We start from the raw sequence: 16,559 nt of genomic DNA, 5'->3' as shown, positions 1-16,559 counted from the left end.
GAAAAAAAATGACTTTAGCCAAAACTTAAATCTACTTATGCATGAATCTCAAAGCTAAAAATATCATCAAAATATGCGCAGCAGGAATTTTTTTCCTTACTGTTTTGAATTGCGCTTCGCAAAAACCTGAAGCCCGCAGAACGCTGATATGGAGTGATGAGTTTAACGGTAAAGGGCTACCTGATTCATCAAAATGGAATTACGATGTAGGAGGAGGAGGTTTTGGAAATGAAGAAGCTCAGTTTTATACCAAAAACAGAACTGAGAATGTCAGAATGGAAAAGGGAAACCTTATCATTGAAGCCAGAAAAGAAAATTGGGAAAATAATAAATACACTTCTGCCAGGCTTTTAACCAAAGGAAAATTTGCCTTTCAGTATGGAACAGTAGAAGTTAGAGCAAAGCTTCCCAAAGGACGTGGAACATGGCCTGCCATCTGGATGATGAGTGAAAATATGAAGAAATGGCCGGATGACGGTGAACTGGATATTATGGAACATGTAGGATACAATCAGGGATTTATACATGCTTCTGTTCACACCAAAAAATACAACCATATCCAGGGAACACAGAAAACAGATACCTTGTTTGTAAAAGATGCCAGCGAAAAATTCCATGTCTATAAGGCAGACTGGACTCCTGAAAAGATTGATGTTTATGTAGATGATAAAAAATTTTTCACGTATGTGAACAGAGAGAAAAACGATGAAGCATGGCCTTTTGACAGACCTTACTTTATCATTTTAAATCTGGCAGTAGGTGGATTTTGGGGTGGGAAAGAAGGCATTGATGATGCTGTATTTCCACAGAAGTATTATATAGACTACGTAAGAGTCTATCAAAATAAATAATGAAAATGAGGACCAGAAGGGTCCGGAAACAGAAAAAATCATGAGAAAATTAATTGTAAGTTGTTTTGTAGTAGGCGTTTTCATCAATGTTAATGCTCAGAATTACTGGAAGAAGAATGCAGGAAAAACAGCTAAAGTAATCCTTACCAACTCGAAAGTGAATGAGAAGATGGCGGATAAAGGAACCGTTACATTTGAACAGTTCGGACAGCCTAAAGAAACTGAGGCCTGTATTTTTGTGGCTCCCCGTTTTAAATATCAGAAACTGATAGGAATCGGAGGTGCTATTACAGACGCTTCAGCAGAGACTTTTTATAAAATGCCAAAGAATAAGCAGAAAGAAATTCTGGATGCTTATTTCGGAAAAAACGGATTGGGATACACAGTGGTTCGTACCAATATGAATTCCTGTGATTTCTCCAGCGATTCGTATACCTATGTAGAGGATAATGATACTTCTCTGAAGACATTTAACGTTGTTCATGATGAGAAGTATAAAATTCCGATGATTAAAGAAGCTCAGAAAGCCATTGGTAATAACTTCACATTCTATTTCTCGCCTTGGAGCCCGCCAGCCTGGATGAAATCCAACAAAAGTTTGTACAAAGGAGGAAGATTGGAAAATCAATACTACCAGACATGGGCAGATTATTATATCAAATTCATCAAAGAATACGAAAAGAGAGGAATCAACATCTGGGGGTTAACCGTTCAGAATGAACCAATGGCTACCCAAAGCTGGGAATCATGCATCTATACTGCCGAAGAAGAAGGAGAATTCCTGAAAAAGAACCTGGGGCCAACGCTTTGGAAAAACGGTTACAAAGATAAAAAAGTTATGATCTGGGACCACAACAGAGACCTTATTTATCAAAGAGCAACCACTACATTAAGTGATCCTGAAACCTCAAAATATGCCAGCGGTATTGGGTATCACTGGTATGAAACATGGAATAATAAAACGCAGCTTTTTGACAATCTGGCAGAAACACACAGAGCATTTCCTGATAAATTCCTGGCTTTTACGGAAGGATGTAAAGAACAGTTCAATATGGATAAAATCTATGATGTAAGTCTGGGGGAACTTTACAGCAAAAATATGCTGAACGATTTTAACAAAGGAAATGCTTTATGGACTGACTGGAATATTCTATTGGATGAAACCGGAGGACCTAACCATAAGGGAAACTTCTGCTTTGCCCCGATTATTGCAGATACCAAAACCGGTGAGGTTTTCTATACCTATGAATACTATTATATAGGCCATGTTTCAAAATATATCAAACCCAATGCGCAGAGAATCGGAAGCTCTTCCAACAGAGCAGCGCTTACATCTTCTGCTTTTATGAATGAAAACGGCCAGCTGGTAACCGTTATCATGAACGATTCAGACAATGATATTGAAACGAATCTATGGATAGAAGGTATGGCTGCCAAACTGAATGCTCCTGCGCACTCTATACAGACCGTAATTTTGTAATATCATATTAATATTATTTTTGACAGATCCGGCGGCCTCTTTGAGGCCGCCGGATTTTTATTTGTCTTCAGATGATAAAAATAGAAAACCCATGAAAAAACTTCATGGGTCTTATGTATTGTAAATGAAACTTTATCAGTTCATTATTTTTCAGCGTCATATTTACTGATCACTTTCTGAGTAACTCCTGAGCTGCTGAAACCTCCGTCATGGAACAGGTTCTGCATCGTTACCTTTTTAGTAAGATCAGAGAATAACGTTACACAGTAGTCTGCACATTCAAGAGCAGTAGCATTTCCCAGTGGAGACATATCTTCTGCATATCCAAGGAATCCTCCGAAACCTTTCACACCGCTTCCGGCAGTAGTCATTGTAGGAGACTGAGAAACTGTATTTACACGTACTTTTCTTTCTCCCCAGTAGTTTCCGAAAGTTCTTGCAATACTTTCAAGGTACGCTTTGTTATCAGACATATCGTTGTAATCCGGGAATGTTCTCTGAGCTGCAATATAAGTAAGCGCCAAAATGCTTCCCCATTCGTTCATACAGTCTTTTTCCCATGCTACACGCATTACTTTATGGAAAGAAACAGCGGAAATATCCCAGCCTTTTTCCAACCAGTCGTAATTCATTTCTGTATAGTGTTTTCCTTTTCTTACGTTGATAGACATACCGATAGAGTGAAGGATAAAGTCGATTTTTCCAAATTTTGCAACAGCGGCATCAAAAAGTTTTTCAAGATCTTCTACAGAAGTAGCATCAGCACCTATTACTTCAGAACCTGTTTTTTCTGCTAAACCATTAAGTTCTCCCATTCTTAATGCTATAGGAGCATTAGATAAGATAAATTCAGCACCTTCCTCATGGCATCTTTCAGCAACTTTCCATGCGATAGATTGTTCATTAAGGGCTCCAAAAATAATTCCCTTTTTGCCTTTAAGTAAACCGTATGACATAATTTTTTAATGTTTATTATAATACAAATGTAACAATAATTGTGCTTATGGCATAATAAAAAATGGAGCCTTATCAATTTAAGACTCCATTTTATTGAAAATATTTATATGACTGAAATACTAATTGGTTTTCTTATTCCATTCTGCCTTTACATCTTCCGCCGCATCTTTGGTTTTTTCCCATGCCTCATCTGCTTTATCCTTAATATCTTCCCAGGCATCGGATACATTAGCTTTTACCCTGTCTAGCCAGTCTTCCTGGCTTGCTTCCTGATCATTATTCCTTTTCTCATTAATATAATCTTTAGCCTTATCTGCCAATTCATCGATTTTCCATTTGGCTTTGTCCGTTGCATTCTGTAAAGAATTTTCTACATTGTTTACTGCATTTTCCGCTTTGTTGTACTCTGAATTGTTCATAATAGTATAAATTTTAATTTGGTAATACTAATTAAACAATAACCATTCCTAAAACTGAAGGTCATTGTTAAACTTTTCATAATATTTTGTTATACTTTTCAAAATCAATAGTAACTTTAACCTGTAAAATATCATAATTATGGAAAAAATCCGCTGTGGCTGGTGCGAAAAAGATGATCTCTACAGAAAGTATCATGATGAAGAATGGGGAAGACCTGTTTATGATGATGAAACAATATTTGAGTTCCTGATTCTGGAGTGCTTTCAGGCCGGCCTGAGCTGGTATACCATTTTATCCAAAAGGGAAAATTTCAGGAAGGCCTTTGATCATTTTGATTATAAAAAAGTAGCTGCCTATTCTGATAAAAAGATTGAAGAATTAATGAACAACCCAGGAATTATAAGAAACAGACTTAAAATTCTTGCAGCGGTTACCAATGCTCAAAGATTTATGGAAGTTCAGAAAGAGTTTGGAAGCTTTTCCAACTATATCTGGGGTTTTGTAGATGGAAAGCCAATCGATAACAAACCCGAAAAATTGTCTGATGTTCCTGCCACAACAGAGATTTCCGATCTCGTCTCTAAAGACCTTAAAAAAAGAGGATTCAAATTTGTTGGTTCTACAGTAATGTATGCTCATATGCAGGCCACCGGAATGATTAATGATCATTTAAAAAGCTGTTTTATAAGAAAATGATAACTTATTGATATTTTTGTATCATCAAAAAAGTGAAAACCTCTGTTGAAATATGAAGAAAATAGGAATTATCGGCTATGGCTGGCTGGGAGAGAGACTTGCATCTTCCTTATCCGGAAAATATAATCTGTCCGCAACAACCACAACGGAAAATAAAGCAGAAGATCTCAATAATAGAGGAATCACTGCTGTAATAGCTTCTTTCCCAGATTATCAGTTGACAGAATCTTTTTCCCAATGGGAGGAAATTAAAAATATGGATGTTCTGATTATTACAATTCCTGTTTCTGAAAAAAGCTGTTGTGTAAGCTCATTGTATAACAGGATTCAGAATTTGTCAGCTTTTATAGGAGACTTTAAAGGGCAGATGTTTCTGATGAGTTCTACAGGTGTTTATCCCGATATTGCTAAAGAATTTACAGAAGAAGATGTCCCTTTGGAGAAAATATCAGGCGAAAGAATGTTGAGAAATAAATATCCCCAACTGAATATTCTGAGACTTGGAGGGTTGATGGGAGATAACAGACTTTTAAAAAATTATAATGTAGGTAATCTGGACCATGCGGTAAATCATATTCATTATGCTGATATCAGCAGGATTATCTCAGAAATGATTGAACAGAAAAGTGAATCAAAACTTTATAATGTTACGGCTCCTGTACATCCTGCGAAAAGTCAGGTGATTAACGCACAGAAAAATCTACTTGATGAAGAAGAGTTTGAAGTGAAAGGGAAGAAAGTAATGTCTTCAAAACTCATTTCAGAACTGGAGTATACATTTCAATATCCGGATCCGAGGAGTTTTCATTTGTAATCATGGCATTTGTATTAATGATTATCGGCCTTTAACTATTTTACTTACAAGATTTCTATTGACAACTCTGTAATTCCGCAGGAATCTCTACGCTGTTTTTAAAGTTTTGTATTTAGATTCCTAGGGAATGATAAGGTGAGTGGTAAGCTTTGTTCATCGTAAAAGAATCAATATTTTCAGCAAGATACAATTCATTAGGAACGGGCTTTAGCCCGTTAAAAAATAGATAAAAATTCCATTGGCTTTAGCCAAAACCTAATAAAAAACCTCCGGAAACAGTTTCCGGAGGTTTTAGTTTTTATCAAATAAAAATTACTTGATAATTCTTTCCAACACCCATTCAATAAGGTTTTTCTCAGATGCATGGTGATCTGCAGAGAACTCACCGCGTCTTCTATTGGCAATAACGTTATTTACGGTAATGGCTTTGTGTCCTAATAATTTTGAAAGAGCATAGATCGCAGAGGTCTCCATCTCAAAATTGGTAATTCCAAGATCATTCAATGTTTCCAGGAATTGGTCATCTACCGCTTTCAAACGAAGCTGTCTTCCCTGTGGAGCATAGAATCCCGGGAATGTTGCTGTATTTCCGTGGTATTTGGCATCTTTGTAGTATGCTCCCATTTCTTCTGCCCAGTCTGAGAAATAAAGCATTGGCTTGATTCTTTCGTAGGGAAATTTTTCAAGGAAACTCTTAGAAAACTCATTTTCGAAGTTGTAGTCCTGGTAGAAATGCATCAGTCCGTCTAATCCAACTACATTTTGAGTTACAAGCATATTGTCCACCTGTACGTCAGGGTTTACACTTCCACAGGTTCCCATACGGAAAAGCTCAAGCGCTTTGTGCTCAGTCTTGAATTCTTTGTTCTGAAGATCAATGTTCACCAAAGCATCCAGTTCGTTCATCACGATATCGATGTTTTCAGTTCCGATACCTGTAGACATTACGGTAATTCTTTCTCCACGAAGCGTTCCTGTATGCGTATAGAATTCTCTTTTATTTTTTTTGATTTCTACGGTATCGAAGTATTTTGAAACTTTTGCCACTCTGTCAGGATCACCCACAAGGATGATTTTGTCAGCGATATCTTCAGGTAAAAGATTCAGGTGGTATACACTTCCGTCTTCATTCAGAACAAGTTCTGAGGCAGCAAGTTTGTTTAGCATAATATGTATATTTTTTGTTTTTTAATTAATCATAATGGCCTCTTTATAAGGAGATGCCATCACTTCGTAGATGTCATTGTATTCTTCTACAATTCTTTTCTGGCCGTTCATTACTTCATATACGGTAACAACGGTTTTTTCAATATTTTTAGGATCTTTTCTCTGTGAAGTGATTTCATAGAAGTGATCCTCTTTTTTAAGAATAGAAATCAGTTCTTCCTTTGTGGAATTGTTGGAAGTCATCATTCCCGGGAACTCTGTAACAATATCTTTCAGGTCAGAATAATTTTTATAAGGCTTGGTTACCCCATTGGAATGTACATAGACATTGGGAATATTTTTATCTTTTTCCAGGCGGACCAAATAATAATCAGAACCTCTTTTCTCAGCATAAACAGCCATTTCCTGTTTCTTTTCAGGTTGTTTTTCCGGTTGCTTTTTTTTCTGGGAAAATGCCGTCATAGAAAGGAAACTTGCCATAACAGCAAACCATAGTTTTGTTTTCATACTCCTATTTAGTTTTTTTGATGTGTTGAATTTAATTTAAAAAATCCTCTCCCAATAATCTCCCGCCATTATTTTCCGGTATTTCGAAGAACCGTTCTCTTTAGAATAATGAATTTGATTTCGGGGTTTAAAATTAGTGAAAAATATGATATCAGAAATATAAACATTATTTAATCTCTTATTAAAACTCAGATAACATCAGATCAATAGTTTTGCCGCTAAAAATTCATGAGATCTTATCCACTGCTTGTAATTGTCCTTCTGATAGGATTTGCAGTAATGTCCTTTAATCCTGTTTACAAAGGAAGAGAAAACGAAAATACATTTGTCAATAAAGGGCTGTCCGACTTTAGAATAAAGCTTGAACAATTGAAATCTGATGTTGATAAGTTCTCTGAAGACCGTATTTCTCTGGAAGAACTGCAAAAATCGCTGAGCAGTACAAGAAACTCATTCAAGGAAATAGAATTTTATATTGCTTACCATTATCCTGAATTTACCAAAAGCCACCTTAATGCAGCGCCATTGTTTCACATCGAAGCAGCTGGGACATCGTCATATACACTTCCTCCTGAAGGATTGCAGGTGCTTGATGAACTTATATTTTCAGAGGAAGCAGGAAATGAAAAAGAAAAGATCAAAACCATCACTACCTTTTTGTATAACAGCTTTTCCGGGTTTTATTTAAGTGCTTTAAAAAATGGGTTGAGCAAAGGAAATAACAAAACACTGCCTTTGCGAATAGAGTTGATCAGGATCTACTCACTGGGTGTTTCAGGTTTTGATACACCAGGATCTTTGAATATTTCCGAAGAAACCAGTCATGCACTTGCAGGAATTCAGAAGTACATTAATGATGATCTTTATTTTAAAAATTATAATACTCAGAAAGCCAATCAGATTTTAACAGAAGCCATCAGTTATCTTTCAAAAAACACCGACTTTGAAACCTTTGACAGGATTGAGTTTTATAAAAAATACGTGCAGCCTTTATATGAAGAACTTGGGAAATGGGATGGCAGACCGGATGACCTTAAAGAATTTTCAGGCTGGAATGTGGGGAATAAGAACTTTTTCAGCAGTGATTTTTTAGATCCTTATTTTTATACCTTATTGAAATCTTCGGAAGACAGTCCGGAACTCCGAAATCTTGGAAAATCCATTTTCTACGATCAGAACTTAAGTGGTAACGGGAAAATGAGCTGTGCCACATGCCACCTTCAGGAAAATGCTTTTACAGATCTGAAAGCAAAATCACAAAGTAATGTGGAAGGGAAAACAGTGTTGAGAAATTCGCCCTCTTTATATAATGCTGTTTTTGCCAGGAGATTTTTCTATGATCTTCGTGCTTTCTATCTTGAACAGCAGGCAGAACACGTTATTTATAATGAGCAGGAATTCAATACCAGCTATGAAAGCATTATCCAGAAATTAAAAACAAAACCTGAGTATAAAAAAGCGTTCCGTACTGCATTTAAAGACGGAAAAATCAGTAAAGAAAACTTCTCCAAAGCATTAAGTTCTTATGTGGCTTCATTGTATTCATTTGACAGCGATTTTGACCGTTTTATGAGGAATGAAAAAAATGTTTCCGATGATGTGAAAAAAGGATTCAACCTCTTTATGGGAAAAGCCAATTGTGCAACCTGCCATTTTGGACCTACCTTTTCCGGATTGGTACCGCCGTTTTTTAATGAAAATGAATCCGAAGTACTGGGAGTAACTACCAGGCCGATCAAACAGTTTCCGGTAGAACTTGATCAGGACTTAGGAAGAGGAAACAGCCCGGTGAAAAAAGAAAAGTCATGGATTTATGATTACTCTTTTAAAACCGTGACAGTGAGAAATATCGCACTTACAAAGCCCTATTTCCATAACGGAGCTTTCAACACCCTGGAAGAAGTTCTTGATTTTTATAATGAAGGCGGAGGAGAAGGTTTAGGATTAAAAATGAAAAATCAGACGCTGGCACCCGATAAATTGAACCTCACCGAAGCAGAAATAAAACAGATCATCGCCTTTCTGAATGCCCTTACGGATGTGAGTAAAGCGAAGTAGATGGGTTGGAGGGTTTGAGAGTTTTAGAGTGGGAGGGTAGAGATTAGGGGTTCTGAGGAACGAGATTCAGTAGGAATGATATGGTTTTAATAAAAACAGGCTAAATTCTGAAACGGGTGTAAATGTAATCTACCTTCGTTTTAGAATTTAGTCTTAAGTTATTTTACAGATCGGATCAATCTGTTTGTTTATTTGTTTTGAATCAGCTTTTCCAGCTTATCAATCATCTCTTGTTGTTGTTTAAGCATACGCTCATAGAGTTCAACCATTTTGTCGAGGGGGTTGAAAGTGGGTTGATTATTAAAAAAAGCCGGTTGTTGACAATTATCAAAAGAGGCCGTATTAGAAATAATGTTTATCGCTTGTTCTTCATCAAAATTTTCAATTGCTTCTGCAGGAACTTTAAGAATCTGAGCCACCTGAGCGAGAATATCAGATTCTACTGTTTCTTTTTGTTCTAAAAGAGAGATTTTCTTCTGATTCCAGTCGTCACCTAATTCGAAAGCTAAGGCCTCCTGCTTGATACCCAGCATTTCACGGAAACGTTTAATATTTTTGCCTTGATGTATTTTTTTATTTTGCATAGCTGTGTCAATCATAATAACAAATATAAAGTTTTAAGAGATAAGAATAAAACTCGTTTTTAAAATAAATTACCTTCTAAAATATTCTTGTTTCTAAATAAAATTTCTCTTTTTCGACTGGTTTAGCTTACTGAATATGACTTGTTTTGAATCAATTAACAAATTTAATAAAGATAAGTATCCAAGAAGAATATGAAATAATTGTGCCTTACATCACATATCCGAACCCTGAAACCCGTAGTATTTGTTCATTTTCTTTACTATTATCAAATTTCTTTTTCTTTAATTGTTCTTTTTTTACATAAAATGTTCTTAGACTTTTGTATACCTTAAATCTATTGAAGCTTGTCTAGGTGCAAGATAAACAACTGAAGAGCCAATGTTATATATTTTTATTGTATTAATTGAAAATGTAAAATATTAGTAAAATATTCGTATTTCATATAGGTATTATTGTTATTGTTTAAATTTACTTCAATAATATTAATGTAATATTTAAATAATAATAATGATGAAAATAAAACGACTTCTTTTACCTACATTGCTGATCTCAGCACTTTACCATACCCAAAATCTTCCGGCAGCAAGAAACGAGACTGAGGAGGATGAAGACATTGAATACGAATTAAGGCACAAGTCTCAGCCCTGGTTTTCTGAAATGAAAGACAATGCCGATTACTTTAAAGTAAAAGCCAGTTTCGACAAATATTTTGGGAATCACAGATGGGAAAAAAGCAAGCCGAGAAGCATTGGTGAAGACTGGCTAAGAACAAAATTGTTTTATTTGGACAATCAAGGGAAAGTTACCCCAGAACCTTTATTGTTTAATCAACCTAAAGTAAAAAATATTGCCTTATTACCCACACAAACACAAGTTGGTGATTGGACAATAATAGGGCCGGTGAATAGTGCGAGTACAAATTATTCCAACAAGTATAATCACGGAGGGTATGTATTTTTAACCAGGATAGATCCTACCAATGCTCAAAAGATGTTTGTATCCTTCGTAACCGGAGGGCTATGGCGTACCATAGATGGAGGAACGTCCTGGAATCTGGTAGACAATGGTTTTCCTGATTCTAAATATAATGACATTGACGTATGTATTGCCAACCCGCAAACAGTGTATGCATTAAGCAATACCCAGCTCATTAAATCTATAGATGGCGGACTTAACTGGACTGCCACCACGATGACTTCCGCAAACTATTCCGGAAAAGCTTATGATATTGCAGTTTCTCCTTCAAATGCCAATATTGCTGTGGTTCACTGGGGAACCTCATTGTACAGAACGAGTGATGGCGGAAATACCTGGAGTGCCGTTCAAACCGGTCTTCCTGCAGATTATCAGATTGGGGATTCTTCAACGCAGAGTGAATCTTTGGAATGGGATCCGAATGATGAGAATTCGGTTTATTTTGGCAGTTCATCAAACAATAATATTTTCAAAGTTTATAAATCAACTAATAAGGGAGTTAGCTTTACCCAATTAAATTCTACTACCCTGGATACTACTGCCAATGGGCAAATTATTGGCTGGGTTAAAGTCTTTTTGCCCACAAATAATACTTCTTCGTTCTATGTAGCAGCAGGTAGCGGTGCTAATGCTTATGGGCATCAGGCGGTTCATCTTTATAAATTTAATAAGACAACCGGAGCAGTTGAAAATTCCAGAATCAATATGGTTCCCGGTTCCGGAGGAATTAACAGTCTGCATCATGGCGACATACAAATGGACCGTAATGATGAAAATAAGATTGTATATGGAACTTATGGAGTGGATCAAATCAGGATTTCCACAGATAATGGAGTTACCTTTACTACTCCTGCGTCATATACCCATCCTGATATCAGATCCATGGATTTCGTGAACGGAAAATTTGTAACAGGCAGTGATGGGGAAATGGCAGCATCCGGCAATTTGGGAGTCACAATAACTACTTTAACCAACAGTATTGGTAATCATGAGCTTTGGGGTTTCGGAAGTGCTTTCAAAACCAATCTGGTTGCATCGGGAAATAATCATGGCCCCGTAATGATTAAGGAAAGTGCCAATGGTTTTGATTGGTATAACGGAACAGGGGCAGATCAAGGGAATACAGACGTTAATCCGTTAGATGACCGGTATATTTACAGCCAGGGATATAGTAATTACCGGTATTTCAGGACCGGCGTGAATACACTGATTAATGAACCTAATTTTCTGGATTTAGGAGGAATTTATGCTTATTTTAATTCCATAGAATTCCATCCCAATAAATACTATACCATGATTACCCATCATGCAGGTCAATATCCGACAGGCAACCCGAATTTGGCAACATGGAAAAATTCTCTTATTAAAACCGAAGACAACGGAAATAGTATATCTATTGTAAAAACCTTTGGCAATCAGGTATTCAGAGAAAAGATTTCTGCTAAAAATCCCAATGTAATGATTGTTGTTGAAGGTTTAACCAATAATAAACTTTGGAAGACGACAGACGCCGGGCTTACGTGGACTGATATTACCCCTAATACCACGGTAACTTCCGGACAAACCAATATATCAGATATTGCCATTGGAGATGATGATCCAGACAAAATATGGATAACTTACAGCGGTGTTCAGTCTTCATGCAAAGTATTAAAGTCGGGTGACGGAGGAGCAACCTGGACTAATCTCAGTTCTTCTGTACTCACTACTTCTCCTATTACGAAAATTATTTTCCAGAGAGGATCAAACGGCGGTGTGTATGTAGGCAATAAAGCAGGAATATTTTACAGAAATAATGTGATGCAGAATTGGGTAATGCTGGGTAATGGCTTGCCCATGTGTGATGTCCGTTTTATGTTTATCAATTACAATGAAAATAAATTAAAAATAGGAACATCCAGAGGTGCATTTGAGCATGCTTTATATGAGATAAGTCCTCCCAGTGCTTTAATATCAGTGGGAAATAATAAAATTAGCTGTCCGGCTGCAGAAAAAGTCCAGTTTAAAGATTATTCCGTTGTACATAATGCAAGTGCTACATGGCAATGGAGCTTTCCGGGAGGTACTCCTTCCACTTCCACATTAGAAAACCCATTGGTTTCTTATGCGGGAGCAGCGAACGGAACCTATCCCGTAACTTTAACGGTGACAGATCAATATGGAACAAGCACGCAGACACTCAATAATTTTATCGAAATCAATAATCAGTGTGGAACTGGCCAGCCGGACAAAATCCCTGGAAACAGCATAAAACTTACAGGTCAAACCACAGGCGATTATATTAAAGTAGATAACACCAACCTTAATAAAAATTCTTTTACATTCTCTTGCTGGATAAAACCCAACGGTATCCAGACCGATTACAGCGGTGTTTTTATGTCTCAGGATGGCAGTAATCCATTTGGAATGAATTTCAGAGAAGGCAACAACACTATCGGCTTTCACCCGGACTGGAGCTGGTCTTCCGGGTTACAGGCTCCGGTAGGGCAATGGTCACACATCGCATTGGTAAGCAACGGAACGAATGTAAAAATATATGTTAACGGAAAAGAAAGTGTAAATAATACAGCATTACCGTCTGAAGTTTTCAACGTCTTGTTTTTAGGAAGCTATGGAAGAGGTTATACGAACAGATTTACCCAATTGGAAATGGATGAAGTTGCCATCTGGAATAGGCCGCTATCCATTGATGAAATCAGACAATGGAGACACTTGACAAAAAGTATTGCCGGAGATCCTATTTTAAATGGATTGGTGTATTATCTTCAGTTCAATGAATCGGCCGGGAATATTACGGTTAATAAAAACAACTCAGGAACTTTTGCATCCTATCAGGGAACAGGATATACAAGATTAGCTTCAAATGCTCCTGTTTTTGAAGGAGTAAGCGAAAAAATGAATATTACGTCTTCTGGTGTGAAAGATTTTACAGCTTCCGGGATTTCTATGGAGTTTAACTCAGGTACATATCCGAATGGTGATGTATGGATATCAAGAGGTACAATTAATCCGGATCAACTACCAAATACAGATACTAATTTCGGCTTCTATACGATTATAAACAATTATGGGACAAACCTTGCATTTTCACCGCTTGCCTCCTTATCATTTTATAAAAATACAGGATTTGGCAATTATCTGAATCCATCTTCTTACAGTCTCTTCAAAAGAGGGAGCAATGACTTTGGAAGCACCTGGGGAACAAGCGTCGATAATGCAGATCAGGTTTCCGGTACAGGTCTTAACACAAAGGTTACTTTTAACACAAATTTAAATGTAAATTCTTTCAGTCAGTTTTTTCTAACCAATTCTTCTTCTACATTATCCAGAGTTAATTCCGAGGTTGTGAAAAATCAGTTGCCAAGAATTGTTCCCAACCCTTCTGCTCAGGGCACTCCAATCTCAGTCCGCGTACCAAAAGCGTGGGTGGGCTCACAATTAATTATTTATGATATGTCCGGTAAAAAAGTAGCAGAAATATTCAGTTTAAAATCTGAAGAAAACATTATGCTGAACCTTCCTAAGGGATCATATATAGCATCCTATCTATCTAAAACCGATACATCTCGGGAAAAATTCATCATTAAATAAATTTTAAAAACAATATTTGATTTATAGGGTATGTCAGTTGGCATACCTTATTTTTTTGATTGTCCTTTTTCTAAAATTTTATAATCTTAATTAGGATTTCAGATACTTGTGTTCCGAAAAAAAGGTTGGGACCTTATGCTTTTGTAACAAAAAATTAATCCACTTAACATTAGGTTTTTGATAAGTTAATATTCGATGATTTAGATTTAAAATCCTATTAACAGAGAAAAAGCGCTAAAAAAATAGTTTTGCAAGGTCTAATAAATCAAATAAAAAATGAAGAAAAAACTACTAGCAGTGGGAGCTTTGGCTATACTGGCCAGTTCTGGTCTTCAGGCGCAGACCTTGATATTCAATAAGAATGCGTCATGGAGCTATAAAGATAACAACCAGGCGCAGCCAGCCGGTTGGAATGCCCAAACCTATGATATTTCAACATGGGCAGTAGGAAACGGTCCGTTGGGATATGGAGATCCTGTAACTACTACCATCAATTCAGGGCTTACTACAGCCTATTTTGCTAAAGATTTTACGGTAGATCTTTCAACGCTTTCCGATACTATAGAGTTTGGTGTGATGAGAGATGATGGTATTATTGTATACCTTAACGGAGAAGAAGTTGTAAGAGATAATATGCCTGCAGGTGCTGTTACATTCAATACTTTCTCCAGTACTACTATTGACGGGGCAGCAGAGAGTGTTTATAACATTTTTTCAATTCCAAAATCAAAATTTGTAAACGGTGTTAACAGATTTTCTATTGAATTACATAACAGAAGTACAACCAGTTCAGACTTAAGAATTGATGCTTATCTGAAAACGACTACCAATACAACTATTCCTGTAGCTTGTAACGGAACGCATATCAGTTGTTTTACTTCAATTGTTCCTACAGCACAAACCAATAAGTTAATTATTCCTGCTGAACACAAATACCAGCTTATTTTAAAAGAAGGAGACAGCTATACCGAAGGCGGAGGATTGGTAGGAGGTCAGAATGACTTTACCGGTTATGTTCCAAAAACAGGAAGTAGTACCAACGGATACCTTTCTGTCAATCATGAAACGAATCCCGGAGGAGTTACCATGGCAGAAATCAACTATAACGCGACTTCAAAACTTTGGCAGCTGACAAAATCAAGAGCGGTAAGTTTCTCAGATCCAAGTTTGGTACAGACGATCAGGAACTGTTCCGGAGGAGTTACGCCGTGGGGAACTATAGTCACTGCAGAAGAATCTGTAACTTCCAATGATGTGAACAATGACGGTTATAAAGATTATGGCTGGCTGGTAGAGATTGATCCTGCTACTGCTCAGGTTATATCTAAAAACCCTAACGGGACAAAAGGTAAGCTTTGGCAGATGGGAATCATGAACCACGAGAACGTGGTGATCAATAATGCGGGAACTATAGCATATTATGGAGAAGACGGTGGAACTCACTTGGTGTACAAATATGTAATGGATACTCCTAATGATCTCTCTTCTGGAAACCTTTACGTATTAAAACTGGATCAGGGATTAACGGCTGCAGGAGATCCGGTAGGAACTACAGCGACATGGATTCAGGTTCCGAATAAAGAAAAAGCAGATCAGAATAATACCAATACCAACGCCCTGTCATTAGGTGGAACAAAATTCAACGGGGTAGAAGATGTTGATATCAGCCCGCTGGATGGTAAAATCTATTTTACAGCCAAAGGATTAGACAGAGTATACCGTTTACAGGATAACGGAACTACTGCTTCTCAGGTAGAAACATTTGTAGGTGGAAGTTCTTCTGTATATTCTTTCAATACAGCTCAGGGAATGAAATCTGAAGCCTGGGGAGACGGAAATGACAACCTTACTTTCGATGAACTTGGAAACCTTTGGGTACTTCAGGATGGTGGTAAAAACTATATCTGGGTCATTGCTCCGGATCATACACAGGCCAATCCGAAAGTAAGACTATTTGCTTCTATGCCGGCTGGTTCGGAACCTACAGGATTGACATTTACTCCTGATCATAAATTTGGTTTCTTCTCTATCCAGCATCCGGATTCTACGATTTCTACAGACGTAGATGCAACAGGAAATACGATTGATTACAGAGGGAAATCAGCAACAGTTGTTATTGCCCTTAAAAATAATCTTGGAACTGAAGGAACTTTAGGGACTATTGATACCAAAATTGAAGAGAATACAGTAACGGTAGCACCGAACCCAACTTCAGGAGTGGTAAAAATCAATTCTGTAAAAGGATTGAAAGATATTTCTGTAACAGCTTACAGCATGGACGGGAAAATCGTTTACACGAAGAAATTCAACGGAACCAATAAAGCATTGGATCTTGATTTCACACAACAGTTGGAAGGATCACGAGTTTTAGTTTTAAATATTGAAGCTGAAGGAGGATTCCAGAAAACAGTTAAACTTGTAAAGAAATAAATTATTTATAATTCTTGTCTGTCGGCAG

At 37.0% G+C, this 16,559-nt stretch carries 12 protein-coding genes; 7 read left to right on the top strand and 5 right to left on the bottom strand.

Annotation, left to right across the window (positions count from 1 at the left end):
• Positions 1–41: 41 nt before the first annotated feature.
• Positions 42–851 carry a family 16 glycosylhydrolase gene (locus JNG87_RS06685; protein WP_202842682.1) on the top strand — a complete coding sequence of 270 codons (810 nt, stop codon included), beginning with the start codon at positions 42–44 and terminating at the stop codon, positions 849–851.
• Positions 852–891: 40 nt separating this feature from the next.
• On the top strand, positions 892–2,331 hold the full coding sequence (locus tag JNG87_RS06680) for a glycoside hydrolase family 30 protein (RefSeq protein ID WP_202842681.1): 1,440 nt from the start codon (positions 892–894) through the stop codon (positions 2,329–2,331).
• A 143-nt stretch (positions 2,332–2,474) separates the two neighbouring features.
• Here JNG87_RS06680 and JNG87_RS06675 read toward each other — a convergent pair whose 3' ends face one another.
• Both JNG87_RS06675 and JNG87_RS06670 read right to left on the bottom strand, forming a co-directional pair.
• On the bottom strand, positions 2,475–3,287 hold the full coding sequence (locus tag JNG87_RS06675; protein WP_202842680.1) for an enoyl-ACP reductase: 813 nt from the start codon (positions 3,285–3,287) through the stop codon (positions 2,475–2,477).
• 120 nt (positions 3,288–3,407) lie between these two features.
• Positions 3,408–3,707, bottom strand: a complete 300-nt coding sequence (locus JNG87_RS06670) for a hypothetical protein (protein ID WP_114821904.1) — start codon at positions 3,705–3,707, stop codon at positions 3,408–3,410.
• 139 nt (positions 3,708–3,846) lie between these two features.
• Between JNG87_RS06670 and JNG87_RS06665 the strand changes: the two genes are divergently transcribed.
• Both JNG87_RS06665 and JNG87_RS06660 read left to right on the top strand, forming a co-directional pair.
• Positions 3,847–4,404 carry a DNA-3-methyladenine glycosylase I gene (locus tag JNG87_RS06665; protein ID WP_202842679.1) on the top strand — a complete coding sequence of 186 codons (558 nt, stop codon included), beginning with the start codon at positions 3,847–3,849 and terminating at the stop codon, positions 4,402–4,404.
• 52 nt (positions 4,405–4,456) lie between these two features.
• Positions 4,457–5,218 (top strand): NAD-binding protein, encoded by a 762-nt coding sequence (locus JNG87_RS06660; protein ID WP_202842677.1) that lies wholly within the window; start codon positions 4,457–4,459, stop codon positions 5,216–5,218.
• A gap of 312 nt (positions 5,219–5,530) precedes the next feature.
• Here JNG87_RS06660 and JNG87_RS06655 read toward each other — a convergent pair whose 3' ends face one another.
• Together JNG87_RS06655 and JNG87_RS06650 are read right to left on the bottom strand one after the other, a co-directional pair.
• A complete protein-coding gene (locus tag JNG87_RS06655; RefSeq protein WP_062670273.1) occupies positions 5,531–6,385 on the bottom strand; it encodes a nucleoside phosphorylase in 855 nt (284 codons plus the stop codon).
• A gap of 21 nt (positions 6,386–6,406) precedes the next feature.
• Complete coding sequence (locus JNG87_RS06650) at positions 6,407–6,892, bottom strand: hypothetical protein (protein ID WP_202842675.1); 486 nt, start codon at positions 6,890–6,892, stop codon at positions 6,407–6,409.
• A 228-nt stretch (positions 6,893–7,120) separates the two neighbouring features.
• Here JNG87_RS06650 and JNG87_RS06645 point away from each other — a divergent pair, with 228 nt between their 5' ends.
• Complete coding sequence (locus JNG87_RS06645) at positions 7,121–8,950, top strand: cytochrome-c peroxidase (RefSeq protein WP_202842673.1); 1,830 nt, start codon at positions 7,121–7,123, stop codon at positions 8,948–8,950.
• Between the two features lie 188 nt (positions 8,951–9,138).
• Here the strand turns inward: JNG87_RS06645 and JNG87_RS06640 are convergent, their stop codons facing one another.
• A complete protein-coding gene (locus tag JNG87_RS06640) occupies positions 9,139–9,549 on the bottom strand; it encodes a helix-turn-helix transcriptional regulator (RefSeq protein ID WP_202842671.1) in 411 nt (136 codons plus the stop codon).
• Positions 9,550–10,042: 493 nt separating this feature from the next.
• Here JNG87_RS06640 and JNG87_RS06635 point away from each other — a divergent pair, with 493 nt between their 5' ends.
• Complete coding sequence (locus JNG87_RS06635; protein ID WP_202842670.1) at positions 10,043–14,101, top strand: LamG-like jellyroll fold domain-containing protein; 4,059 nt, start codon at positions 10,043–10,045, stop codon at positions 14,099–14,101.
• A 276-nt stretch (positions 14,102–14,377) separates the two neighbouring features.
• Positions 14,378–16,531 (top strand): alkaline phosphatase PhoX, encoded by a 2,154-nt coding sequence (locus tag JNG87_RS06630; protein WP_202842663.1) that lies wholly within the window; start codon positions 14,378–14,380, stop codon positions 16,529–16,531.
• Positions 16,532–16,559: the final 28 nt, after the last annotated feature.

The organism is Chryseobacterium cucumeris, assembly GCF_016775705.1.
Lineage (GTDB): Bacteria > Bacteroidota > Bacteroidia > Flavobacteriales > Weeksellaceae > Chryseobacterium > Chryseobacterium cupriresistens.
Note: the sequence above shows the minus strand (reverse complement) of the source record. Positions and strands in the feature narration are given on the sequence as shown.